We start from the raw sequence: 23,870 nt of genomic DNA, 5'->3' as shown, positions 1-23,870 counted from the left end.
CGCCATCGTCTGCTGGGTCCAGTGTCCAGGCGAACCACCACGGCCGGGCTTGTCATAGGTGAGCACAACGGCGTCGCACGATGCGACCCGCTCTGGCCAGCCGCCCCAGTCGTCACACACCCCGTCACCAGAACCGTCTACGAGCACGACCCCGGGACGCGGCTCATCATCCGACAAGACGGACGACATGTGCAGGAGGGCTCGCAGGTCACCGAATTCTGTTGTGACACTGGTCCACTCGGTCCTTAGCTCCTCAGTCATGCGGCACCTCGTTGCTCGTGGGGATCAAGATGGGAAGGGGCGCGGATACGCGCACGCGATGCAGGACCAACGATGCCGGTAGATGACGGAGGCGGTTTGCACGAAGGTGCGTGACAGCGGGCATGCCACTGGGTCGCGTGTGCGTCTTCATCGTGGCACGGGCGTGCTCAGAGGAGCGTGGCGGCGTAGGAGCAGTGAGGCAATCGCCGCTGCTAGGGCTGCGAGTGCCGCGGCGATGCCGAACGCGACGTGGAATCCGTCGTTGAGCGCGGGCAGCGGCTGCGAACCACCGCTGAGAAGCGTGGCGGTGTGAGCGGCGGCCGCCGTGGTGAGGATCACAATGCCTGCGGTATCGCCCACCATGCCTGAGGTGGCGGCTACACCGGAAGCCAGTCCTGCGTCCCGGAGGTCGGGGACCGTCATGCTGGTCGCGATGACCGCTGGCATCACGATCCCGCTGCCCGCGCCGACCAGTGTGATAGCGGGCAGGATGTCGACCGCGTATAGCGGATCGGTCGGCAGGCGGGTCGCGAGCAGGAGACCGCCCGTCACGGCGGTCAGACCGTTGACCAGCAGGCTGCGGCTCGCGAAACGCGTGGCTAGGCGCGGGTAGAGCGTGAGCGATGTGAGGGCTGAGGCGATCGCGAGCGGCATCAGAGAGAACGCGGCGTCGAGGGGACTATATCCCGCGTTGACGTAGAAGACCCAATGCCAGCTCATAGCATGCGAGATGGCGCCACCGAGGATGATGCCCGCCGAGGCTCCAGCGGCCTGCGCGAAGCCGACCAGCCCCAGCGCTCGGCCACGTTCTCGCGGCTCGGTGAAAAGCGTGATCACAACGCCGATGGCCACCGCGTATGCCAAGCCTGCACCCACACCCTGGAAGAACCTGGTCGCGATGAGAACTTCTTGACTCCACGCCAACCCGCTCAGCGCGGAGGCGCCGGTGAACGCAGCCACGCCGGCGATGAAGACGGTCTTGCGTCCGATCAGGTCTCCTAGACGTCCTGCCAGGAGCAGCAGACCGCCGAATCCGATCGTGTAGGCGTTGATCACCCAACTCAGATGCGATTGGTCGATATCGAGATCGCGTTGGATAGTAGGAAGCGCGACCGTGACGATGCTGACGTCGATGACAATCATCGTCTGCATGCCGCACAAGACTGCGAAGGCGAACCACCGGCGCCGGCTGGACTGTTCTGCGACGATGCCTCTGCCGTCAGCCACCATGCCCATACCCTGCCTTCTGTGCTTAGTTCGATCGTGATGTTCAAAGCAACCGTATGGAGTGGTCTACTGAGCCTTCAATGCTCTTACGAGGCTAAGTAATGCTTGTTCGTCCAGGCTTCGGACTTTTTAGTGACTTGGCATCCTCACCCGAAATGCTCTGAGGTCGTGGCCGCCGCCCTCTTGGCGAGGGCTTGCGTCGGAGAAGCGCTCGACGTCGACCTTCCGGAGGGTCGGCGCCCCGGTCGATACCGTCCCATGCCGAGCGCAGCCCTCCACCCCCCGACGCACCGGTCAATCCAGGTTGACTTCGGTCAAGCGGTCAATTATGGTTGACCGCATGGACGTGGAGCAGTTGACGGCGCTAGCCCGGGCGACGGCGAGCGAGGACCCGCTGGTCGGGTTGGATGCGACCGTGCAGGTTCGCAAGGAGATGGAGCGTGTGGAGGCGGTGCTGGTGCGCCGTGCCCGCAACCAGGGAGCGACCTGGGTCGACATCGCGGCCGTGTTGGGCGTGTCCAAGCAGGCCATCCACAAGAAGTACGGCGGCAGAGGTTTGTTCGGCAGCCAGAAGTAGACCTCTAGCCAGCGCCACCGCAGGTGGCTGAGCAGCAGCCTCAGCCACCGTAGATCAGCACGCCCGAAAACGGGAGGTTTCGTGCTGCCCGCACGCATATGAAGGAGGACCTCATGATCAAGAACGAGACCGTGCGTTCGGCGCTTTCACTGGCGGTGAGGGCGAACCTCCCTGTCCTGCTGTGGGGTGCGCCAGGGACCGGCAAGACCTCCGCCGTCATGGCGCTTGCTGAGCAGCTGGAAATGCCGATCGAGGTTGTGATCGGCTCGATCCGCGAACCGAGCGACTTCTCCGGTCTCCCCGTCATCCGCGATGACGGGACCTGGTTCGCGCCGCCACGATGGGCCGAACGGCTGTCCGTTTCAGGATCCGGGTTGCTGTTTCTGGACGAGCTGACCACGGCACCGCCCGCGGTGCAGGCCGCGATGCTCCGCGTCGTCCTGGAACGCGCCGTGGGCGATCTTGTGCTCCCGGAGGGCGTGCGTGTCGTCGCCGCAGCGAACCCGCCCGGTCTCGCCGCGGACGGCTGGGAGCTGTCCGCGCCGCTGGCGAACCGGCTCGTGCATCTGGACTGGCAGATCGAGGCCGCCGGGGTCGCTGAGGGATTCGCTCACGGGTTCGCGGTCGCCGATGCTGCCTCTGTCGCCGCGCCGACGTCCGGGCAGATCGCGAGAGCGAAGGCGCAGATCGGTGCATTCTTGCGGATCCGGCCGGAGCTGGTGCTCGCCGTGCCGGAGTCGCCGGAGGGGGCGGGGCGGAGTTGGCCAAGCCCTCGGAGCTGGGAGATGGCCGCGCGCGGCCTGGCCGCCGGGGTTGCGAATGCCAGCGACGAGGCGACGATCGCCGCGCTGGTGATCGGTGCAGTCGGCGAGGCGGCAGGGTTCGAGGCGTTGTCCTGGCTGCGCACGCTCGACCTGCCCGACCCTGAGTCGGTGCTAAACGACCCCCACGCGCCACTGCCGGACCGGCCCGACCACCTGCACGCGCTGCTCGGCGCGGTCGTCGCCCACGTTCACGCGGACGCGAGCGAGTCGGCATGGGAGCGCGCATGGGACGTGATCGCTCGGGTTGCCAAGACCACGCCCGACGTGGCCGCAACCTCCGCCCGAACCCTCGCCTCCCAGCGGCCAGCCGGGGCGAACCTGCCCACGGCCATGCTCGTGCTCGCCCCGATCCTCCGTACGGCAGGACTCATGCCATGACCGGCCCGGCTCCAACGGACCCTGCGCGCACACCCGAAGTGCTGGCCCGCTTCGCCGAGGCGCGGCTGTGGGCCGCAGCACAGGCGCCATACCTCGCAAGTGCGCTGTTCGCACTCCGACCGGTCGTGCTGGAACCGTACGTGGACGAAGAGACCGGCGAGCCCGTCCCGGACGACGACTTCCGGGCGTTCCCGGCCGACACCCGCTGGAACGTCCACCTCGATCCCGGCACGACGCTCGCGACGGCCCCGCCGGTGGTCGGCTGGTGGCTGCTGCACCACATCGGGCATCTTGTCCGCCATCACGCGACCCGCTCCCCGATGTCAGCCAGCGCTCCAAGCACGCATGCCGCCGGCGAGGCGGGCGCGCCGGACTCCCTCGCACGGCAGTGGAACCAGGCCGCGGACGCCGAGGTCAACGACGACCTCGAAGCGGCAGGACTCGACTCACCGGCCGGGATTGTCTCGCCACACGCACTCGGGCTGCCCGAGGGACGACTGGCCGAGGAGTACATGTCACTCATCGAGGTTCTCGACACTGCCCACAGCAAGGGTGGGCGACAGCTCGCCGAACTGATCGACTGCGGCAGCGCGGCGGACGGGATCCCGCACGACTACGAGGACTCGGCCAGTGGCGACGGGCTCAGCGAGACCGAGCGCGACATCCTCGAACTGGCCGTCGCCCGCGAGATCGAAACCCGCTCGGCCGCGCGAGCCACGATTCCCGGCGGCTGGCGACGCTGGGCCAGCGAGAGGCTGCATCCCGCCGTCGACTGGCGCGCCGAGCTCGGCGCGATGCTGCGCCGCGGAGCGCAGCAGGCGGCAGGCCGGGTGAACTTCTCCTATAGCCGTCCCTCCCGCAGGCCGGCCGTCGACGGCATCGTGATGCCTGCGATGGTCGCTCCCGCACCAGAGATCGCGCTGGTCATCGACACTTCCGGCAGCATCACCCCCGCGATCCTGACCGGCTTCCTCGCCGAAGTGACGGCGATCATCGCCCGCGCCAGTGGACCGAGCCGGCGGCTGCACGTGATCTGCTGCGACCTGAACGCCCACTCCGTCCAGACCATCCGCCGCGCAGAGGACATCGAGCTGCTCGGCGGCGGCGGCACGGATATGCGCGAGGGCATCAGCGCCGCGCTCGCGCTGCGGCCCCGGCCTGATCTGATCCTTGTCCTCACCGACGGGCAAACCCCGTGGCCGGACCACCGCCCGCCCGTGCCGGTCGTGGTCGGCCTGGTCGAACCGGGCCCCGGATACCACACCGAGACACCTCCACCTGGATGGGCACATGTCATCGCCCTCCCTGCCACTGCATAAGGAGCACCCATGACCATCGCCTACGACGACCATCCCGATCCCGAGCCCGAAGACCTCCACCGTTGGACCGAGCGCGGCTTCACCGTGGCCGAAGCACGCGGCTGGATCGACAACGGATTCCTGCTGAGCTCAGCCGAACGCTGGCGCGGCAGTGGCGTCTACACCCCCGGCGACGCGTACGGCTGGCGCACCGCCGGCCTCACCCCCTACACCGTGCAACCGCTGCTGCGCGCCGGAATGACACCCCGCGACGCCGTGCAATGGCATGAACTCGGCTACAGCCACACCGAGGCCGCAGAACGGCACCTCGCCGGAGAACGACCACGCCCCCGACGCTGGTGGCGGACCCTGCTCGGACACCGCCCTCGCAAGTCGGACACGCTGACCGGCGAACAGTCCGCGACCATGCGGGCGCTGCTCCGCTCCGGAGTTCCTGTCGCGACCGGACGCGCTTACCTCGACGCCGGATGGCGCGATGCCGCAACGGCCGTGCCCTGGGCCAGAACCGGCCTCGACCCGGCACAGGCCGCCGTGTGCCACAGCATCGGCTTCACCCCCTCCGAAGCATCAACCCTCGCTGAAGCCGGCCACGACGGCTTCGAACTCCTCCGGCAGTGGTGGGACGCAGACATCCCCCGAACGGAAGTCCCTGCCTGGGTCGTCGCCGGATTCACACCCGACGACGCCCGTCACGCCCGCGACGCCGGCACAACCGCCGAACACGCCGCCGTGCTCCGAGCGCTCAGCGGCCCGAGCGCCCCGAAACCACCCGAAGAAAGGAACTGACATGACCGCGATGATCAGCGCCACCGACCTCCGCAAAACCTACGGAAAGAAACGGGCGCTCGACGGATTCACGCTCTCCGTGGACGAAGGAACGGTATGCGGGCTGCTCGGCCCCAATGGTGCGGGAAAGACCACGGCGGTGCGCATTCTCGCCACGCTGCTGAAAGCCGACTCCGGCAACGCCAGCATCGCCGGACACGACCTAACGACAGACGCCGGCCGAGTACGTGCCGCGATCGGATTCACCGGACAGTTCTCGGCCGTCGACGAGATCCTGACCGGACGGCAGAACCTCGACATGTTCGCCCGGCTCTACCACCTCGACCGACGACAGGCGCGCCAGCGAACAGACGAACTGCTCGACAGGTTCGCACTCCACGACGCCGCCGACCGACCCGCAGGCGGCTACTCCGGCGGGATGCGGCGTCGCCTCGACCTCGCTGTCAGCCTCATCCTCGCGCCACGTGTGCTCTTCCTCGACGAGCCGACCACCGGTCTCGATCCACGCACGCGCGCCGAGGTCTGGACCGACATCCGAGAACTCGTGTCCGCTGGAACAACCGTTCTACTGACGACTCAGTATCTCGATGAGGCCGATCACCTCGCCGACCAGATCGCCGTCATCGACAGCGGGACGATCATCGCGCGCGGCACACCCCGCGAACTCAAAGAGAGCGTCGGGGGTGACCGGATCGAACTCGCACTCCGCGACGAGGAACAGACGAATGCGGCCGCACGCATCGTCGCCGCCGCGACCGGCACTGACCCCGGCATCGACCTCCACCGTCGCCGCGTCAGCGCGCCCGCTCCCGAACGGTTCCACAGCCTGAGCACCACCATGCGGCAACTCCACGAGGCAGGCATCGACCCCGAAGACGTCGCCCTGCGCCAGCCGACCCTCGACGACGTGTTCATCAAGCTCACCGATCGGGAGGAGAAGACAGCATGACCTCGCTCGCCCCCCTCACCGCAACGGCCCCCTGCTCGCCGTCGCGGTGGGCTCTGCACGACAGCCTGATCGTCGCCCGCAGATACCTCACCCACTTTCGCCAGCAACCGTCACGACTTGTTGGCAACCTCCTCTTCCCGATCGTCATGGTGATCATGTTCGGGTACGTGTTCGGGAGCGCAATCACGCTGCCCGACGGCGGCAACTACCGCGAGTTCCTGATGCCAGGGCTGTTCGTGATGACGATGGCGCTCGGCATGGCCCAGACCGTCATCTCCGTCACCACAGACACCGCCAAGGGCATCACGGATAGGTTTCGCACGATTCCCATGTCGGGCGCCGCCGTCGTCACCGGCCGAAGCCTCGCCGACCTTGCGGCATCCGTCCTCGAACTGATCGCCCTGCTCGCCTGCGGACTGCTGGTCGGCTGGCGCGCCAACGGAACCGTATGGCAGACCCTCGCGGCGATCGGGCTCCTGCTGCTTCTCCGCTACGCGCTCGCGTGGGTCGGCATCTACCTCGGCCTCGCGCTGCGGTCGCCAGACCTCGCGAGCGTCGCCCTCGCGCCCATCTACCCGCTGACGATGATCTCCAACGTCTTCGTCCTCCCTGCCCAGATGCCGGCCTGGCTCGGGGTCATCGCCGAGTGGAACCCACTTTCCGCCACAGTCACTGCCACGCGCGAACTCTTCGGTAATCCCGGCATCACGACATCGACATCATGGGCCGCCGAGAACGCGACACTCCTCGCCATCGCCTGGCCCCTCATCCTCATCGCCGTGTTCCTCCCCCTAGCAGCCCGGCGGTACCGGTACCTCGCCGCGTAGGAGCAACGATGCGTCCTGGCGCCATCGTCGTGTGCCTCCACCCGCGGATAGCTCGCGTGCGCTGACCCCATCATGTCCACCACCGTGCCTCGGTTCGCGCTGCACCCGATCGAGGACGCCGTAGGCGGTTTCGCTCCCGTTCTCGCACGGACCAGCACGGTGCACGCGCCGATTGATCCGGCTGGAGCACGAGCAGGACCGGCTCATGCAGGCCCACTACGCCGACGCGATCCCGCTCGCCGTCCTCAAACGAGAGCAAGACCGCATCACGGGCGAGCTCGACCAGGTGACCCGCCGCCTCGACGCACACCACGGCGAATACACTGACGCCCGCGCGCACCTGGACGACGCCCTGAACCTGCTCGGCAACTGCGCCGACATCTACGCCCGCTGCGACGACGCCAACCGCCGCCTCTGCAATCGGGCGTTCTTCACCAAGGTCTACGTCGAGGAGGACGACGAGCTCCGCGTCGAGAACGCCCGCCCCTTCGAGATGCTGCTCGATCCCGAGGTCAACGCCGACGCGCTCACCTGGGCCGCGAACGCCGACAAGGCCCGAACCCCAGCCCTTGATTCATCGGGCCAAGGTTCGAGCCTTGTGCGTTGGGTGCCCCCGGAGGGATTCGAACCCCCGACCTTCGGTACCGGAAACCGGCGCTCTATCCCCTGAGCTACGGAGGCGTGCTGATCGAGCTTATCAGCGCGGCGAGGGTGTCTCGTACACGTCGGGCGCCGCCGGGAGCGCCGGCTCGGGCTGGTTCTCCGCGGCCTCGACCTGCACGGGGGCCGTGATCTCCGCGATGGCCGCGACGAGGCGCTCCGCGAGATGGGCGTGTCCGGCGTCGGAGGGGTGCCGCGCGCCGCGCTCCGACGTGTCGATGAGCCGCAGGTAGTCGGCGGCCGTGATCCACTCGTCCTGCACGGGCGAGATGTACGGCCATCCGCGGTCCGCCGCGAGCGCCGAGAGCCTGCGGTCGAGCTCCGCCGTCGTGTCCTCGACCGGAAGGATGTGCGGTGCGGGGCCGAGGATGACGATCGCGGCGTCGGGGTAGAGCTCCGCGAGCGCGTCCCATGCCGCGTTCACCGCGCCCGCGTAGCGGGACAGGTCCTGTCGGCGGTCGTTGATCGAGCCCTGGACGATGACGAGATCCGGATCGAGCGCGGGATCGAGCGCGGCAATGCGCTCGCCGAAGGCCGGGCCGTCGATCCCCGGCTTGAGGTACCCGCTGCCCCGCACGCCGTCGACGACGGTCTCCCAGCCCTCGAGCTCCCCGAAGCGGTACGCGTACCCGCCCGTCGGGGTCGTCGCCGCCGAGCCGTAGGTCCACGAATCGCCGAAGACGAGCACTGTCGGGTCGTCGGGCAGCGCGATCGTCGCGGTGCTCTCGGCGGAAGCCGCCTCGCGATCGGACGCGCCCGCCGCGTCGGGCACGGGAAGCGGCGCCCAGGGCCGCCAGACCCCGAGCACGAGGGCGGCGGCGAGCAGGAGGAAGCCGATCGCCGCGGCGAGCACGACGGGCCGGCGGGTCGGGTGCGCCGCGGTCATGCGAACGAGGATAAGCACTCGGCGTGGCCACACCGTGCGTCGTCATAAACTTGTGACGCTATGAACCCGGATTCCCTCGCCGCCGCCCTGCTCGCCGTCCTCTCTCCGATCGCCGAGCGTCGCCGCCCCGAGGAGTCCCTCGACCTGGCCGCCGCCGACGTCGTCTTCGAGCGCCCGAAGAACCGCGATCACGGCGACTGGGCCACGAACATCGCCATGAAGCTCGCCAAGCGCCTCGGCGCGAACCCGCGCGAGCTCGCGCAGGAGATCGCCGACGCCCTCGGCTCGGTCGACGGCATCGCGTCGGTCGAGGTCGCGGGCCCCGGCTTCATCAACATCCGCCTCGACGCCGCCGCGGCTGGGGCCCTCGCGAAGACGATCGTCGACGCGGGCGCCGCATACGGGCGCAACGAGACGCAGGTCGGCAACACGATCAACCTCGAGTTCGTGAGCGCGAACCCCACGGGCCCGCTCCACATCGGCCACACGCGCTGGGCCGCGCTCGGCGACTCGATCGCGCGCGTGCTCAAGGCGAGCGGCGCCGACCTCGTCAGCGAGTACTACATCAACGACGCGGGCGCGCAGATGGACAAGTTCGGCGCGAGCGTGCTCGCGGCGGCCAAGGGGGAGCCGACGCCGGAGGGCGGCTACCCGGGCCAGTACATCGCCGATCTCGCTGCGCACGTCCTCGAGCAGCGCCCCGATCTGCTCGAGCTCGACGACGACGCGCAGCTCGCCGTCGCCCGCGAGCTCGGCTATGCGCGCCAGCTCGAGGAGATCAAGCAGTCCCTCGAGACGTTCAACGTGCACTTCGACGTCTTCTTCAGCGAGCGCACGCTGCACGAGAAGGGCGCCGAGGGCGCCAGCGCGATCGACCAGGCCATCGACCGCCTGGCCGAGCAGGGACACGTGTTCGAGGACGGCGGTGCCGTCTGGGTGCGCACGACCGCGTTCGGCGACGACAAGGACCGCGTCGTCCGCCGCTCCGACAGCGAGATCTACACGTACTTCGCTGCCGACGCGGCGTACTACCTCTCGAAGTCCGACCGCGGCTATCAGCACAAGATCTACCTGCTCGGCGCCGACCACCACGGCTACGTCCACCGTCTCAAGGCCCTCGCGGGCGCGGCGGGCGACGACCCCCAGAAGGACATCGAGGTGCTCATCGGGCAGCTCGTCTCGGTGAACGGGGCGCGCCTGTCCAAGCGCGCGGGCAACATCATCGAGATGGACGACCTCATCTCGTGGATCGGCACGGACGCGCTGCGGTACTCGCTCGCGCGGTACCCCGCCGACTCGCCGCTCGCGCTCGACCCCGAGCAGCTGCGCAGGCGCACGAACGACAACCCGGTCTTCTACGTGCAGTACGCGCACGCGCGCACGGTGAACGTCGCGCGCAACGCCGTGGACGCGGGAGTCGACCGCTCGACGTTCGCGCCCGAGCTGCTCGACCACGAGACCGAGAGCGCGCTGCTCGGCGCCCTCCAGGAGTTCCCCCGCGTCGTGGCGTTCGCCGCCGAGCTGCGCGAGCCGCACCGCATCGCGCGCTACCTCGAGGAGCTCGCCGGCCTGTACCACCGCTGGTACGACAGCTGCCGCGTCACGCCCAAGGGCGACGAGCCCGTCGAGCCCGTGCACGGCACGCGCCTGTGGCTCAACGACGCGACCGGCCAGGTGCTCCGCAACGGGCTCGACCTCCTCGGTGTGAGCGCGCCCGAGCGGATGTGACGTGGCGCGCCGCCGTCGTCCGCTGAGGGCGCTCGTCGCCGTCGGCGTGATCGTCGCCGTCGCGGTCGCGGCGTTCCTCGTCGGCGAGGCGGTCGCGCGCGAGCTCGTGAAGCAGCAGGTGCGCGACGTGATCGTGTCGGAGCTCGCGCTGCCGGCCGACCAGCCCATCGAGGTCGGGGTCGGCGGGCTCGTCATCCCGCAGCTCATCGCGGGCCGGCTCGACGACCTCGCCGTCGCGAGCGACGACGTCGCGGTCGGCGGGCTGTCCGGCGACGTCGCGGTGCGCGCGCACGGGGTGCCCGTGCGGGGAGACGACCTGAGCGCGCTCGGCGGCACCGCCGCCATCCGGATGGACGCGGCGGATGTCGACGCGCTGCTCGCCGCGGTCGGCGGCAGCTGGGCGACGTGGGGGGATGTCGCCGTGCAGCTCCCCGGGCCCGCCGCGCGCCTGTCGACGCACGTGAGCCTGCTGGGCGCGGACATCCCGCTGTCGTTCACCGCCGTGCCGAGCGTGGCGGACGGCGACGTCGTGCTCACCCCCGAGGCGATCTCGATCGGCGACCTCGAGCTGACCGCGGACACGCTCGCGCACGCGCCGGTCGACCTCAGCGCCCTCGCGCGGCCATTCACGCTGTGCCGCGCCGATGCGCTCCCCGACGGCCTCGAGGTGACCGCGGCCGACATCGACGACGAGCATCTCGTCGTCCGCCTCGCGTTCGCCGACGGCGTCCTCTCTGACCCCGACGCCCTCGCCGCGGCGAGCTGCGGCTGATGCGTCGTCGTGCGTCGTCCCGCGGCACGGGTCGCGCGCGGCGTGCCATAGACTCTCAGTCACCGCGGCGACGTGACCATCCCGCGCCGCGGCGAACCCCCATCCACTGATTGGTGCCCCGTGTCCTCGTCCGCCCTCGCGCCCGAATGGCTCACGTCTCCCGCTGACCCGAACGACCTCGCGCCCGGTGTCTGGCCGGCATCGGCGTCGCGCGACGCGAACGGGGTGCTCGTCATCGGCGGGGTGCCCGCCACGGCGCTCGCACGCGAGTACGGGACCCCGGTCGTCGTGATCGACGAGGACGAGGCGCGCTCGCGCGCCGTGCGCACGCGCGACGCGTTCGCGTCCGCTGCGGCTCGCCGCGGCGGTGACGCACGCGTCTACTACGCCGGCAAGGCGTTCCTGAGCGCCGAGATCGCGCGGTGGATGGTCGACGCGGGCCTGCGGATCGACGTCTGCTCGGGCGGCGAGCTCGCGGTCGCCCTCGCCGCCGGCGTGGCGCCATCGCACATCGGCTTCCACGGCAACAACAAGCAGGTCTGGGAGCTCGAGCGCGCCGTCACCGCCGGCGTGGGCACGATCATCGTCGACTCGCTCATCGAGATCGAGCGCCTCGCGGCGATCACGGAGCGCCTCGACGTCACGCAGAGCGTGCTCGTGCGCGTCAACAGCGGTGTGCACGCCGAGACGCACAGCTTCCTCGCGACGGCGCACGAGGACCAGAAGTTCGGGTTCCCGCTCAGCGCGGCCGAGGAGGCGGTGGCCCGCATCCGCGAGCTGCCGCACGTGCGCTTCGCCGGCCTGCACTGCCACATCGGCTCGCAGATCTTCGGCGTCGCCGGCTTCCGCGAGTCGGCCTCGCGGCTCGTCGAGCTGCACGAGCGCCTCCTCGCGGGCGGGGAGATCCCGCTGCTCAACCTCGGCGGGGGCTTCGGGATCGCCTACACGCGAGCCGACGATCCCTCGCCCATCGAGGAGCTCGCGGAGGGCATCGTCGGGGCCGTCGCGGACGAGTGCGACGCGCGCGGCATCCCGCTGCCGACCCTCGCCTTCGAGCCGGGCCGCAGCATCATCGGCACCGCGGGCGTCACGCTCTACGAGGTCGGCACCGTGAAGCCGGTCCGCGTGCAGACGCCCGACGGAGAGCGCGACCGCGTCTACGTGAGCGTCGACGGCGGCATGAGCGACAACGCGCGCGGCGCCCTGTACGGCGCGCAGTACTCGGCGCGGCTCGCATCGCGCGAGGGGATGGACGCTCCCGCGCTCGTGCGCGTCGTCGGCATGCACTGCGAGTCGGGCGACATCGTCGTCGACCACGAGTACCTTCCGGGAGACGTCACGCCCGGCGACCTGCTCGCGGTCCCCGCGACGGGCGCGTACACCGTGCCGCTCGCGAGCAACTACAACCACGTCCCGCGTCCGCCCGTCGTGGCGGTCCGCGGGGGGAGCGCCCGCGTGATCGTGCGCGGCGAGACGATCGACGATCTGCTCGCCCGCGACGCCGGGCTCGACACCGAGACCGGCCTCGCGGCCGGAGAGGGAGAAGGATGATCGACCACCGCACGCTGAGGGTCGCCCTGCTGGGCGCCGGTTCCGTCGGCTCGCAGGTCGCGCGCCTGCTTCTCGAGCACGGCGACGACCTCGCCGAGCGCAGCGGCGCGAGCCTCGAGCTCTCGGGCATCCTCGTCCGCGACCTCGACGCCCCTCGCGACGTCGAGCTCCCGCGCGAGCTGCTCACGACCGACGCCGAGAACCTCATCGTCGGCGCCGACATCGTCATCGAGCTCATGGGCGGCATCGAGCCCGCCCGCACCCACATCCTCACCGCCCTGAACTCGGGCGCCGACGTCGTGACGGGCAACAAGGCCCTCCTCGCCGCTCACGGCGCCGAGATCTTCGACGCCGCCGACCAGGTCGGCGCGTCCGTCTCGTACGAGGCCGCCGTCGCAGGCGCGATCCCGATCATCCGCCCCCTGAAGGACTCGCTCGCAGGCGACCGGATCGTCCGCATCTTCGGCATCGTCAACGGCTCGACGAACTTCATCCTCGACAAGATGGACCGCGAGGGGCTCTCCGCCGAGGAGGCGCAGCGCATCGCGACGGACCTCGGCTACCTCGAGGCCGACCCGACCCTCGACCTCGAGGGATACGACGCGGCCCAGAAGGCGGCCATCCTCGCGAGCCTCGCGTTCCACACCGAGGTCGCGATGGAGCACGTGCACCGCGAGGGCATCGAGTCGATCACGGCCGACATGATCGAGGGCGCGCGCCGCGCGGGCTTCGTCATCAAGCTGCTCGCCGTGTGCGAGCGCCTGCCCGGCGCCGACGGGGAGGACGAGTCGATCTCCGTGCGCGTGTATCCCGCGCTCATCAGCCGCGACCATCCCCTCGCGACGGTGCACGGCGGCAACAACGCCGTGTTCGTCGAGGCCGAGGCGGCGGGCCCCCTCATGTTCTACGGCGCGGGAGCGGGCGGCGTGCAGACCGCGTCGGCCGTGCTCGGCGACGTCGTGTCGGCCGCCCGCCGCCACATCGCCGGCGGCGTGGGCGTGGGGGAGTCGGCGCGCCAGAGCCTGCCGACCGCCGAGATCGGGCGCATCACGACGCGCTACCAGATCACCCTCGAGGTGTCGGACGAGCAGGGCGTGCTCGCGACGATCGCGGGCATCCTCAACGACGGCGGCGTCTCCGCGGCGACCGTCGAGCAGACCGTCGATGACGAGGGCACCGCCCGCATCGTGATCGGAACCCACAGGGCTCGGGAGCAGGCGCTCAGCGACACCGTCGCCCGCCTCGCTCAGAGCGATGTCGTCGAGCGCGTGGCCTCGGTGCTGCGCGTGGAAGGAGAATGACCATGGCCCACGTCTGGCGCGGAGTGATGCGCGAGTACGCCGACCGTCTGGGCGTCACCGACGCCTCGACCGTCGTGACCCTCGGCGAGGGCGGCACGCCGCTCATCCCCGCACCCGCCCTGTCGCAGCGCACGGGCGCGGATGTCTGGATCAAGTTCGAGGGCATGAACCCGACCGGCTCGTTCAAGGACCGCGGCATGACCGTCGCGCTCTCGCGCGCCGTCGAGCACGGCGCGAAGGCCGTCATCTGCGCGTCGACCGGCAACACGTCGGCCTCGGCCGCGGCGTACGCCGCGCACGCGGGGATCACCGCGGCGGTCCTCGTGCCCGAGGGCAAGATCGCCATGGGCAAGCTCAGCCAGGCCGTCATCCACGGCGGCCAGCTCATCCAGATCCGCGGCAACTTCGACGACTGCCTCGAGATCGCGCGCGAGCTCAGCGAGAGCTACCCCGTGCACCTCGTGAACTCGGTCAACCCCGACCGCATCGAGGGCCAGAAGACCGCGGCGTACGAGATCGTCTCGCAGCTCGGCGACGCCCCCGACTTCCACTTCATCCCGATCGGCAACGCCGGCAACTACACCGCGTACTCGCGCGGGTACGTCGAGGACGCCGAGGCCGGCACGTCGACGCGCGTGCCGCGCATGTTCGGCTTCCAGGCCGAGGGCTCGGCGCCCATCGTCCGCGGCGAGGTCGTGAAGAACCCGGAGACGATCGCCACGGCCATCCGCATCGGCAACCCCGCCTCGTGGGAGCTCGCCCTCGCGGCGCGCGAGAAGACCGACGGGTACTTCGGCGCGATCTCCGACTCGGCCATCCTCGCCGCGCAGCGGCTCCTCGCGAGCACGGCCGGCGTGTTCGTCGAGCCGGCGTCCGCGATCGGCGTCGCCGGTCTCCTCGAGCGCGCCGAGGCGGGCGCGATCCCCGCGGGCTCGCGCGTCGCGATCACCGTCACGGGGCACGGGCTCAAGGATCCGCAGTGGGCGCTCAAGCAGGAGGACGGCTCGGAGGTGACCCCGACGGTCGTCGACGCCTCGACCTCCGACGTCGCCGACGTGCTCGGGCTCGCTCCCGTCGGAGCGCCCGCGTGACGCCAGCCCGGCGCTCGGTGCACGTCCGCGTGCCGGCCACGAGCGCCAACCTGGGCCCCGGGTTCGACACCCTCGGCCTCGCGCTGTCGGCGTACGACGAGCTCACCGTGACGGCCTTGCCGGAGGGCGAGCTCGAGATCGAGGTGACCGGGTCGGGCGCGGAGGAGATCCCCCGCGACGAGTCGCACCTCATCGTGCGCGCCATCCGCCACGTCTTCGCCGATGCGGGGCGCCCCGCGCCGGGCCTGCGGCTCGTCGCGCACAACGGCGTCCCGCACGGGCGCGGCCTCGGCTCCTCGGGCGCCGCCGTCTCGGCCGGCGTGCTCGCCGCGAAGGGGCTCCTCGAGGGCGACGTCGAGCTCTCCGAGAACGACCTCCTCCGCCTCGCGACCGAGCTCGAAGGACACCCGGACAACGTCGCACCCGCCCTCTTCGGCGGGCTCACGATCGCGTGGGTCGACGAGCGGGGCCCGCAGCACAAGAAGCTCCTCGTGCATCGCGGCGTCGCGCCCGTCGTCTTCGTCCCGGAGACGACCATGTCGACCTCCCTCGCACGCAGCCTGCAGCCCCTGCAGGTGCCGCGCGAGGACGCCGTGTTCAACGTCTCGCGCTCGGCGCTCCTCATCGCGGCGCTCACGCAGAGCCCCGAGCTGCTGCTCGCCGCGACCGAGGACAAGCTCCACCAGAACTACCGCGCCGAGGCGATGCCCGAGACGCACCGGCTCGTGCAGGCGCTGCGCGCGGCGGGCTTCGCGGCCGTCGTCTCGGGCGCGGGCCCGAGCGTCCTCGTCCTCGCCGACGGCCCCGGCCGCCGCGTCGAGGCAGCCGAGCTCGTCGCCCGGGTCGCGGACACCCCGTGGGACGCCCTCATGCTCGCCGTCGATTTCAAAGGTGGTACAGTGAGGGACATCCCGGTGGGTGCTGAATAGCACGTTCGAAGCCACCGTCGCAATTCTGCGAAGCCCCCGCACGATCCCCGCCGTCTCCGAGACCGGCCGAGATCCACGCGCGTCGTGGCGCGCGTCACGCGAATCCCGCCAGTGCGGTTCGGGTCATGCCACGCAATACCGACAGGAGTACTCGTGGAGCCGATCTCCGAGATCCAGAACGACGCAGTCGGCGGAGAAGAGACCCTCTTCGACGCGCAGCCCGAGGCGCAGGCGACCGAGACGTCGCCCGCCGAGAGCGCGCAGGCCGACGCCCAGCCCGCCGCAGATGCGGCACCCGCCGAGGAGGCGCCCGCCAAGCCCGTGCGCAAGCGCGCGCCGCGCCGCGTGAAGTCGGCCGGCACGGCCGAGGCGGCCGTCGAGGCGCCCGCCGAGGAGGCCCCCGCGGCCGAGGAGGCACCCGCCGCCGAGGCGCCCGCGGCTGAGGAGGCGCCCGCGAAGCCGGTGCGCAAGCGCGCGCCGCGCCGCACGAAGAAGGCCGACCCCGTCGTCGAGACGCCGGCAGAGGAGGCCCCGCAGGCCGACGCGGCGGCATCCGCCGACGAGGCGGAGGTCGTCGAGGTCGCCGAGCAGGCGGTCGAGACCGCTCCCTCGCCCGAGGCCATGGACGAGGCGCCGACCGCGGAGGAGACCCCCGCCGAGGAGGCGGCGTCCGCTGAGGAGGCCCCTGCCGCCGACGAGACGGCCGCTGACGAGACGGCCGCCGCGGAGACCCCCGCCGAGGCGCCCGCCGAGGACGCCGAGAAGCCCGCCGAGCAGGCCGACGCCGCCGCGGCGGAGGAGGCCGAGGGCGAGCAGGCCGAGGGCGGCCGCGGCCGTGGCCGCAACCGCCGTCCGGTCCGCAAGGCCGAGCCGGCCGCCGAGGAGGCACCCGCCGACGCGCAGGGCGACGCCGACGAGGTGTCCGACGCCGCACGCGCCGAGGGCGGCCGCGAGGGCGAGCGCTCGGAGGAGGGCACCGGCCGCCGAGGCCGCAACCGCAACCGCCGAGGCCGCAACAAGGGCAACGGCGAGGCACAGGGCGACGACGCCCGCGCGACGCAGGACGACGCCAACGACGAGGGCGACCGCGGGGACCGCGGCGGTCAGCGCCAGGGGCGCGGCCAGGCACAGGCCCAGGCGCAGAGCGAGGGCCGTGGTCGCGCGCGCAACAAGCGCCGCGGCGGCGCCGACGACGAGTTCGACACCGAGATCGGCGAGGATGACGTCCTCATCCCGATCGCGGGCGTTCTGGATGTGCTCGACAACTACGCGTTCGTCCGCACCACGGGCTACCTCCCGGGGCACCAGGACGTCTACGTCTCGCTCGGCCAGGTGAAGAAGTACCACCTCCGCAAGGGCGACGCGATCGTCGGCGCGATCAAGCAGCCGCGCGAGGGCGAGTCGACGGGCCGGCAGAAGTACAACGCGCTCGTCAAGGTCGACTCGATCAACGGCCTGTCCGTCGAGGACGCCGCGAACCGCGTCGAGTTCGGCGACCTCACGCCGCTCTACCCGCAGGAGCGCCTCCGCCTCGAGACCGCGCCCGAGAAGCTCACGCAGCGCATCATCGACCTCGTCGCGCCGATCGGGAAGGGCCAGCGCGGCCTCATCGTCGCGCCGCCCAAGGCCGGCAAGACGATCGTCCTGCAGCAGATCGCGAACGCGATCTCGCAGAACAACCCCGAGGCCCACCTCATGGTCGTGCTCGTCGACGAGCGGCCCGAGGAGGTCACCGACATGCAGCGGTCGGTCAAGGGCGAGGTCATCGCCTCGACGTTCGACCGTCCCGCGGAGGACCACACGACGGTCGCCGAGCTCGCGATCGAACGGGCGAAGCGTCTCGTCGAGCTGGGCCGCGACGTCGTCGTGCTGCTCGACTCGATCACGCGCCTCGGACGCGCGTACAACATCTCGGCCCCGACCTCGGGCCGCGTGCTCACGGGCGGCGTCGACGCGTCGGCGCTCTACCCGCCCAAGCGCTTCTTCGGCGCCGCGCGCAACATCGAGAACGGCGGCTCGCTGACCATCCTCGCCACGGCGCTCGTCGAGACCGGATCGAAGATGGACGAGGTGATCTTCGAGGAGTTCAAGGGCACCGGCAACATGGAGCTGCGCCTCTCGCGTCAGCTCGCCGACAAGCGGATCTTCCCGGCGGTCGACGTCAACGCGTCGTCCACGCGCCGTGAGGAGATGCTCCTGTCGCCCGACGAGGTGAAGATCACGTGGAAGCTGCGTCGCGCCCTCGCGGGCCTCGACCAGCAGCACGCGCTCGGCGTCATCCTCGACAAGCTCAAGGAGACGCAGTCGAACGTCGAGTTCCTCGTGCAGATGCAGAAGTCGATCCCAGCGACGGGCGGCCGCGGCTCGGGCCACGAGAACGACATCCGCTGACGCGGGCGGGGGAGCACGCGTGTTCGAGTCCGTCCAGGCGCTGATCGACGAGCACCGGCGGGTGCAGGAGGAGCTCTCCGACCCCGCCGTGCACGCCGACGCGGCGCGCGCCAAGCGGGTCAACCGGCGCTACGCCGAGCTCAGCCGCATCGTGCGCGCGCACGAGGAGTGGGTGGCCGCGGGGGAGGACCTCGAGGCCGCTCGCGAGCTCGCGAAGGAGGACGACGCCTTCGCCGAGGAGGTGCCGGCACTCGAGGAGCACCTCGCGCAGGCGCAGGAGCGGCTGCGGCGTCTCCTCATCCCGCGCGATCCGGATGACGCGCGCGACGTGATCATGGAGATCAAGGCCGGCGAGGGCGGCGCCGAGAGCGCCCTCTTCGCGGCCGATCTCCTGCGCATGTACATGCAGTACGCGGCGTCGAAGGGGTGGAAGACCGAGCTCCTCGAGCGCGACGAGTCCGACCTCGGCGGCTACAAGAACGTGCAGGTCGCCATCAAGGGATCCTCGAACGACCCCGCGCAGGGCGTGTGGGCGCATCTCAAGTACGAGGGCGGCGTGCACCGCGTGCAGCGCGTTCCCGCGACCGAGTCGCAGGGGCGCATCCACACCTCGACGACCGGCGTGCTCGTCTTCCCCGAGGTGGACGAGCCCGAGGAGATCCACATCGACCCGAACGACCTGAAGATCGATGTCTTCCGGTCGTCCGGACCCGGCGGCCAGTCGGTCAACACGACCGACTCGGCGGTGCGCATCACGCACGTGCCGACCGGCATCGTCGTGTCGATGCAGAACGAGAAGTCGCAGCTGCAGAACCGCGAGGCGGGCATGCGCGTCCTCCGCGCGCGTCTGCTCGCGAAGCAGCAGGAGGAGCTCGCGGCCGTCGCGGCCGATGCGCGCAAGTCGCAGATCCGCGGCATGGACCGCTCGGAGCGCATCCGCACGTACAACTTCCCCGAGAACCGCATCGCGGACCACCGCACGGGATACAAGGCGTACAACCTCGACCAGGTGATGGACGGCGCGCTCGAGCCCGTCGTGCAGTCCTGCATCGAGGCCGACGAGGCCGAGCGCCTCGCGTCGCTCGGGGAGTGATCTCGGCCGGCTGACGCCATCCGTCGCCCTGTTGGGCGGGCGTCGCCCCGTTGCGCCAGCCGTCGCCCCGTTCGGGTCGCGGTTTCCGTCCGTATTGGTCGGTTGGGGGCCGCGAAGTGCGACCTGGGCAGGTGTCGCCCTGTCGGGGTCGCGGTTTCCGGCCGTATTCGTCGGTTGGGGGCCGCGAAGTGCGACCTGGGCGACCGCCGTCGTGGACGAAGGCGGTGCGGCGATCGTGCGGGAGGATGGTCGGATGGACATCCACGAGCTGAGCGCCGTCGAGCTCGCGTCGGCACTCCAGCGCGGCGAGGTCGCGCCGCGCGAGGTCGCGACGCACTTCCTCGACCGGATCGCCCGACTCGACGACGGCCTCGGCGCCTTCACCGAGGTGACGGCCGCGCGGGCCCTCGCGGCCGCGGAACGGCTCGGACGGCCCGACCCGACGCGCCCCCTGTGGGGCCTGCCTCTCGCCGACAAGGACCTCACGGCGCGCGCCGGAGTGCCGACCCGCTACGGATCGCGAGCGTTCGCCGCGTACGTGCCCGTGGCATCCGACCCGCTCGCGCTCGCGCTCGACGAGCTCGGCGCCGTGAGCCTCGGGAAGACCAGCACCCCCGAGTTCGGCATGACCGGCTACACCGAGTCGCGCGTCGCCCCGCCCACGCGGAACCCGTGGGACCCGGCGACGGGCGCCGGCGGGTCGAGCGGCGGGGCGGCCGTCGCGGTCTCGGCGGGCCTGCTGCCCGCAGCTCCCGCCTCGGACGGCGGCGGGTCCATCCGCATCCCCGCCGCGACCGTGGGGGTCGTCGGGATCAAGCCGTCGCGCGGCCGCCTGCCGATCGGATCGGGGCTCGATGCGCCGGGCGGGCTGTCGGTCGCCGGCCCGATCGCCCGCACCGTCGAGGACGCGGCGTTCCTGCTCGACGCGCTCGCGGCATCCGCTCCCTACACCTACGCGACGCGCGCACCCGGACGCGGCCCGTTCGCCGCGGCCGCCCGGTGCGACCCCGGCCGACTCCGCGTGGGCATCACGACCGTCACGCCGTGGGACGGATGGACCGACACGGCGCTCGATCCCGCCGCGCGCGCGGCGTTCGACCGCGGGATAGCGCTCCTCGAAGCCGCGGGGCACGATGTCTCGGATGCGGACTGGCAGCCGCGCGGGTACCCCGAGCTCTTCACGACGATCTGGCGCGCCTCCGCTGCGCGGATCCCCGTGGCCGACGATCGCCTGGACCTCGACCTCGAGCCGCTCACGGCGTGGCTCGTGCGCGAGGGGAGGGCGCTCGCGGCTGAGCGCGTGCTGGCCGCGTATGCCGCCGCGACCGTGTTCGAGCGGGAGACGATCGCGGCGTTCGCGCCGTTCGACGTCGTCCTGACGCCCGCGCTCGCGCAGTCGCCGCGCCCCGTGGGGTGGTACGACCAGGACGATCCCGAGCGGAACTTCGCGCAGCAGTGCTCCTATGCGCCGCACACCAGCTTCGTGAACGTGAGCGGGCTGCCCGCGCTCACGGTGCCGCTGCTGTCCGACGCGTCAGGGCGCCCCGTGAGTGTGCAGCTCGTCGGACGCCCAGGCGGCGAGGGCACGATCATCGCCGTTGCAGCGCAGCTCGAGGCCGCGCGCGGGCCCCTGCCGCGCCCGCCGGTCGCGGCCTGACGGCCATCCGCTCGCGTGGTTCGCCGCATTTCGCGACGAAACGCGGCGCCTCGCGGAGACCGGCGTCGAGCAGCGGTCAGATGCTGTACTCGGGCGCCATGAGGATGAGGCGCGCGTCCTCGCCGGACCGGCGGGCCCGCGCCTTCGCGGGGATGCCGACGAGAACCGTGTCGGCCGGAGCGCTGCGGGTGACCACGGCGTTCGCGCCGATCATCGAGCGGTCGCCGATCACGACGGGTCCGAGGACCTTGGCTCCCGCACCGACGGCGACGCCGTCGCCCAGCGTGGGGTGGCGCTTGCCGCCGTCGTGGGTGCGGCCGCCGAGCGTGACGCCGTGGTAGAGCATGACGTCGTCGCCGATCTCGGCGGTCTCGCCGATCACGACGCCCATGCCGTGGTCGATGAAGAACCGGCGGCCGATCACGGCGCCGGGATGGATCTCGATGCCGGTCAGCCAGCGCGTGAGCTGCGACCCCGCGCGCGCGACGAACCGGAGGCCCCGGATCCACAGGGCATGCCAGAGACGATGCGCCCAGATGGCGTGGAGGCCGGGGTAGAGGAGGGCGATCTCGAGCGCGGAACGCGCCGCGGGATCCCGACGCCGGGCGGCATCGAGATCCTCGCGGACGCGACTCCAGAACGACATCGGGCGGTCAGTCCTCGCGCAGGTCCTCGAACAGGGCCGTCGAGAGGTAGCGCTCGCCCGTGTCGGGGATGATCACGACGATCTTCTTGCCGGCGTTCTCGGGGCGCTTGGCGACCTCGATCGCGGCCCAGGCGGCCGCGCCCGACGAGATGCCGACGAGCAGGCCCTCGTTCGCGGCGAGCGCGCGCGAGGTGGCGATCGCGTCGTCGAACTCGACCGTGACGACCTCGTCGAACACCTCGGTGTCGAGGATCGGGGGCACGAAGTTCGGGCCGATGCCCTGGATCTTCGCCGGGCCGGGGGTGCCCTGCGACAGCAGCGGCGAGGCGCTCGGCTCGACCGCGACGACCTTCAGGTCGGGGTTGCGCTCCTTGAGCACCTGCCCGACGCCCGTGATCGTGCCGCCCGTGCCGATGCCGGCGACGAAGATGTCGACCTGGCCGTCGGTGTCGCGCCAGATCTCCTCGGCCGTGGTCTTGCGGTGGATGGCGGGGTTCGCCTCGTTCGCGAACTGCTTCGCGAGGATGGCGCCGGGCGTCTCGGACGCGATGCGCTCGGCCTCCGCGACGGCGGCCTTCATGCCGCCGGCGGGGTCGGTGAGCACGAGCTCGGCGCCGAACGCCTTGAGGAGCACGCGGCGCTCCTTCGACATCGAGGCCGGCATCGTCAGGATGACCTTGTAGCCGCGGGCGGCGCCGACGAGCGAGAGGGCGATGCCCGTGTTGCCGCTCGTCGCCTCGACGATCGTGCCTCCGGGCTTGAGCTCGCCCGACTCCTCCGCCGCGTTGATGATCGCGATGCCGAGGCGGTCCTTGACGCTCGAACCGGGGTTGAAGTACTCGAGCTTGGCGTACACCTCGGCGCCCGCGCCCTCGACGACGCGGTTGAGGCGGACGAGCGGGGTGTTGCCGAACGCGGTGGTGACGTCTGCGTGGATACCGGTCATGACGGCCTTTCTGCGGAGGAGATCCTGCGATCGGCTTCACATTAGGGCACAACGCCCGGGGCGACGCGCGACGGCGTAACCGAGTTACGCCGTCCGTAGACTGGACGGGCCATGACGCCCCCTGCCCCTCGGCCCGCCGCCGCCTCCGTCCGCTCCGCTCTGTCGGAGGCCGCCCGGATCCTCGCCGACGCGGGGGTGCCCGCCCCCGACGTCGACGCCGAGCTCCTGCTCGCGCACGTGCGCGGCGAGAGCCGCGGGGGAGTGCAGGCCGCCGTCATCCGCGGCGATGCGCTCGCCCCCGAGCACGCGGCGGCGTTCGAGGCCCTCGTCGAGCGCCGCGCCGCGCGCGTGCCGCTGCAGCACATCACGGGCGTCGCGCACTTCCGGCACCTCGACCTCGCGGTCGGCCCCGGGGTGTTCGTCCCCCGCCCCGAGACCGAGATGGTGGCCCAGCTGGCGATCGACGCGCTCCGCGCCGACCCGTCGCCCGAGCCCGTCGCCGTCGACCTCGGCACGGGCAGCGGCGCCATCGCGCTCGCGCTCGCGACCGAGGTGCCGCACGCGCGCGTGCACGCCGTGGAGAAGTCGCCCGACGCGCACGCGTGGACCCTGCGCAACGCCGAGCGGATCGGCGCCGAGAACCTCCGCATCGTCCTCGGCGACCTCGCCGACGCGCTCTCCGAGCTCGACGGCACGGTCGCGGTCGTCGCCTCCAATCCGCCGTACGTCCCCGACGACGCCATCCCGCGCGACCCGGAGGTGCGCCTGCACGACCCTGCCGCGGCGCTCTACGGCGGGCCGGACGGCCTCGACGTCGTGCGGGTCCTGAGCCGGACGGCCGCGCGCCTCCTGCGCCCCGGCGGCGTCCTCGTCATCGAGCACGGCGAGTGGCAGGGCGCGCCCATCCGCGATCTCCTCACGGCCGACGGATGGCGCGGAGCCGCGACCCATCCGGATCTCACGATGCGCGACCGCGCGACCACGGCCATCCGCGCCTGACCGCCTGCCGCACCGGTTCGGGCGCCGCCGCGGCGTCGCGACCGGCGTTCCCAGCGGCGTCGCCGTAGACTT

The 23,870-nt window shown here is 71.3% G+C and carries 20 protein-coding genes and 1 tRNA gene; 16 read left to right on the top strand and 5 right to left on the bottom strand.

Annotated features, from left to right (window positions below; genetic code table 11):
* Positions 1-408: 408 nt before the first annotated feature.
* Positions 409-1,413: an MFS transporter gene (locus PKE79_RS03365; protein ID WP_271172251.1), complete on the bottom strand. Its 1,005-nt coding sequence runs from the start codon at positions 1,411-1,413 to the stop codon at positions 409-411.
* Between the two features lie 415 nt (positions 1,414-1,828).
* Here PKE79_RS03365 and PKE79_RS03360 point away from each other — a divergent pair, with 415 nt between their 5' ends.
* The 6 genes from PKE79_RS03360 to PKE79_RS03335 all read left to right on the top strand — a co-directional run bounded on the left by PKE79_RS03360 (position 1,829) and on the right by PKE79_RS03335 (position 7,148).
* Positions 1,829-2,065 carry a hypothetical protein gene (locus PKE79_RS03360; protein WP_024842381.1) on the top strand — a complete coding sequence of 79 codons (237 nt, stop codon included), beginning with the start codon at positions 1,829-1,831 and terminating at the stop codon, positions 2,063-2,065.
* Between the two features lie 113 nt (positions 2,066-2,178).
* A complete protein-coding gene (locus PKE79_RS03355; protein WP_374727725.1) occupies positions 2,179-3,267 on the top strand; it encodes an AAA family ATPase in 1,089 nt (362 codons plus the stop codon).
* The gene (locus PKE79_RS03350; protein ID WP_271172250.1) at positions 3,264-4,586 is read left to right on the top strand and encodes a vWA domain-containing protein; all 1,323 of its coding nucleotides are present in this window, start codon (positions 3,264-3,266) and stop codon (positions 4,584-4,586) included. The genes PKE79_RS03355 and PKE79_RS03350 overlap by 4 nt, the downstream gene beginning before the upstream one ends.
* 9 nt (positions 4,587-4,595) lie before the next feature.
* On the top strand, positions 4,596-5,372 hold the full coding sequence (locus PKE79_RS03345) for a hypothetical protein (protein WP_271172249.1): 777 nt from the start codon (positions 4,596-4,598) through the stop codon (positions 5,370-5,372).
* Between the two features lies 1 nt (position 5,373).
* The gene (locus tag PKE79_RS03340) at positions 5,374-6,321 is read left to right on the top strand and encodes an ATP-binding cassette domain-containing protein (protein ID WP_271172248.1); all 948 of its coding nucleotides are present in this window, start codon (positions 5,374-5,376) and stop codon (positions 6,319-6,321) included.
* Positions 6,318-7,148, top strand: a complete 831-nt coding sequence (locus tag PKE79_RS03335) for an ABC transporter permease (RefSeq protein WP_271172247.1) — start codon at positions 6,318-6,320, stop codon at positions 7,146-7,148. Before PKE79_RS03340 ends, PKE79_RS03335 begins: the two co-directional genes overlap by 4 nt.
* Positions 7,149-7,756: 608 nt before the next feature.
* On the opposite strand, the gene PKE79_RS03330 is transcribed toward PKE79_RS03335, so the two are convergent.
* Together PKE79_RS03330 and PKE79_RS03325 are read right to left on the bottom strand one after the other, a co-directional pair.
* Positions 7,757-7,829, bottom strand: a tRNA-Arg gene (locus tag PKE79_RS03330).
* A gap of 16 nt (positions 7,830-7,845) precedes the next feature.
* Positions 7,846-8,694 carry an SGNH/GDSL hydrolase family protein gene (locus tag PKE79_RS03325; RefSeq protein ID WP_271172246.1) on the bottom strand — a complete coding sequence of 283 codons (849 nt, stop codon included), beginning with the start codon at positions 8,692-8,694 and terminating at the stop codon, positions 7,846-7,848.
* Between the two features lie 60 nt (positions 8,695-8,754).
* Between PKE79_RS03325 and argS the strand changes: the two genes are divergently transcribed.
* The 9 genes from argS to PKE79_RS03280 all read left to right on the top strand — a co-directional run bounded on the left by argS (position 8,755) and on the right by PKE79_RS03280 (position 21,207).
* Positions 8,755-10,422: an arginine--tRNA ligase gene (gene argS, locus PKE79_RS03320; RefSeq protein ID WP_271172245.1), complete on the top strand. Its 1,668-nt coding sequence runs from the start codon at positions 8,755-8,757 to the stop codon at positions 10,420-10,422.
* Position 10,423: 1 nt separating this feature from the next.
* Complete coding sequence (locus tag PKE79_RS03315; RefSeq protein ID WP_271172244.1) at positions 10,424-11,194, top strand: LmeA family phospholipid-binding protein; 771 nt, start codon at positions 10,424-10,426, stop codon at positions 11,192-11,194.
* A 120-nt stretch (positions 11,195-11,314) separates the two neighbouring features.
* Positions 11,315-12,745: a diaminopimelate decarboxylase gene (gene lysA, locus PKE79_RS03310; RefSeq protein ID WP_271172243.1), complete on the top strand. Its 1,431-nt coding sequence runs from the start codon at positions 11,315-11,317 to the stop codon at positions 12,743-12,745.
* Positions 12,742-14,046: a homoserine dehydrogenase gene (locus PKE79_RS03305; protein ID WP_271172242.1), complete on the top strand. Its 1,305-nt coding sequence runs from the start codon at positions 12,742-12,744 to the stop codon at positions 14,044-14,046. Before lysA ends, PKE79_RS03305 begins: the two co-directional genes overlap by 4 nt.
* 2 nt (positions 14,047-14,048) lie before the next feature.
* Complete coding sequence (thrC, locus tag PKE79_RS03300) at positions 14,049-15,137, top strand: threonine synthase (RefSeq protein ID WP_271172241.1); 1,089 nt, start codon at positions 14,049-14,051, stop codon at positions 15,135-15,137.
* Positions 15,134-16,066 (top strand): homoserine kinase, encoded by a 933-nt coding sequence (thrB, locus tag PKE79_RS03295; RefSeq protein ID WP_271172240.1) that lies wholly within the window; start codon positions 15,134-15,136, stop codon positions 16,064-16,066. Before thrC ends, thrB begins: the two co-directional genes overlap by 4 nt.
* Before the next feature lie 162 nt (positions 16,067-16,228).
* Positions 16,229-18,457 (top strand): transcription termination factor Rho, encoded by a 2,229-nt coding sequence (gene rho, locus PKE79_RS03290; protein ID WP_309299962.1) that lies wholly within the window; start codon positions 16,229-16,231, stop codon positions 18,455-18,457.
* Positions 18,458-18,476: 19 nt separating this feature from the next.
* Positions 18,477-19,550, top strand: coding sequence for a peptide chain release factor 1 (prfA, locus tag PKE79_RS03285; protein WP_271172239.1), 1,074 nt, complete (start codon positions 18,477-18,479; stop codon positions 19,548-19,550).
* A 253-nt stretch (positions 19,551-19,803) separates the two neighbouring features.
* Positions 19,804-21,207, top strand: a complete 1,404-nt coding sequence (locus tag PKE79_RS03280; RefSeq protein ID WP_271172238.1) for an amidase — start codon at positions 19,804-19,806, stop codon at positions 21,205-21,207.
* Between the two features lie 76 nt (positions 21,208-21,283).
* On the opposite strand, the gene epsC is transcribed toward PKE79_RS03280, so the two are convergent.
* Entirely contained in the window at positions 21,284-21,853 is a 570-nt protein-coding gene (gene epsC / locus PKE79_RS03275) for a serine O-acetyltransferase EpsC (RefSeq protein WP_271172237.1), read from the bottom strand.
* 7 nt (positions 21,854-21,860) lie between these two features.
* Positions 21,861-22,799 (bottom strand): cysteine synthase A, encoded by a 939-nt coding sequence (gene cysK / locus PKE79_RS03270; protein ID WP_271172236.1) that lies wholly within the window; start codon positions 22,797-22,799, stop codon positions 21,861-21,863.
* Between the two features lie 111 nt (positions 22,800-22,910).
* Between cysK and prmC the strand changes: the two genes are divergently transcribed.
* Complete coding sequence (gene prmC, locus PKE79_RS03265; RefSeq protein WP_271172235.1) at positions 22,911-23,798, top strand: peptide chain release factor N(5)-glutamine methyltransferase; 888 nt, start codon at positions 22,911-22,913, stop codon at positions 23,796-23,798.
* Positions 23,799-23,870 lie beyond the last annotated feature (72 nt).

It is taken from the genome of Microbacterium barkeri, from assembly GCF_027921765.1.
Lineage (GTDB): Bacteria > Actinomycetota > Actinomycetes > Actinomycetales > Microbacteriaceae > Microbacterium > Microbacterium barkeri.
The sequence above is the reverse complement of the archived record's forward strand: the minus strand, read 5'-3'. Positions and strand labels throughout refer to the sequence as shown.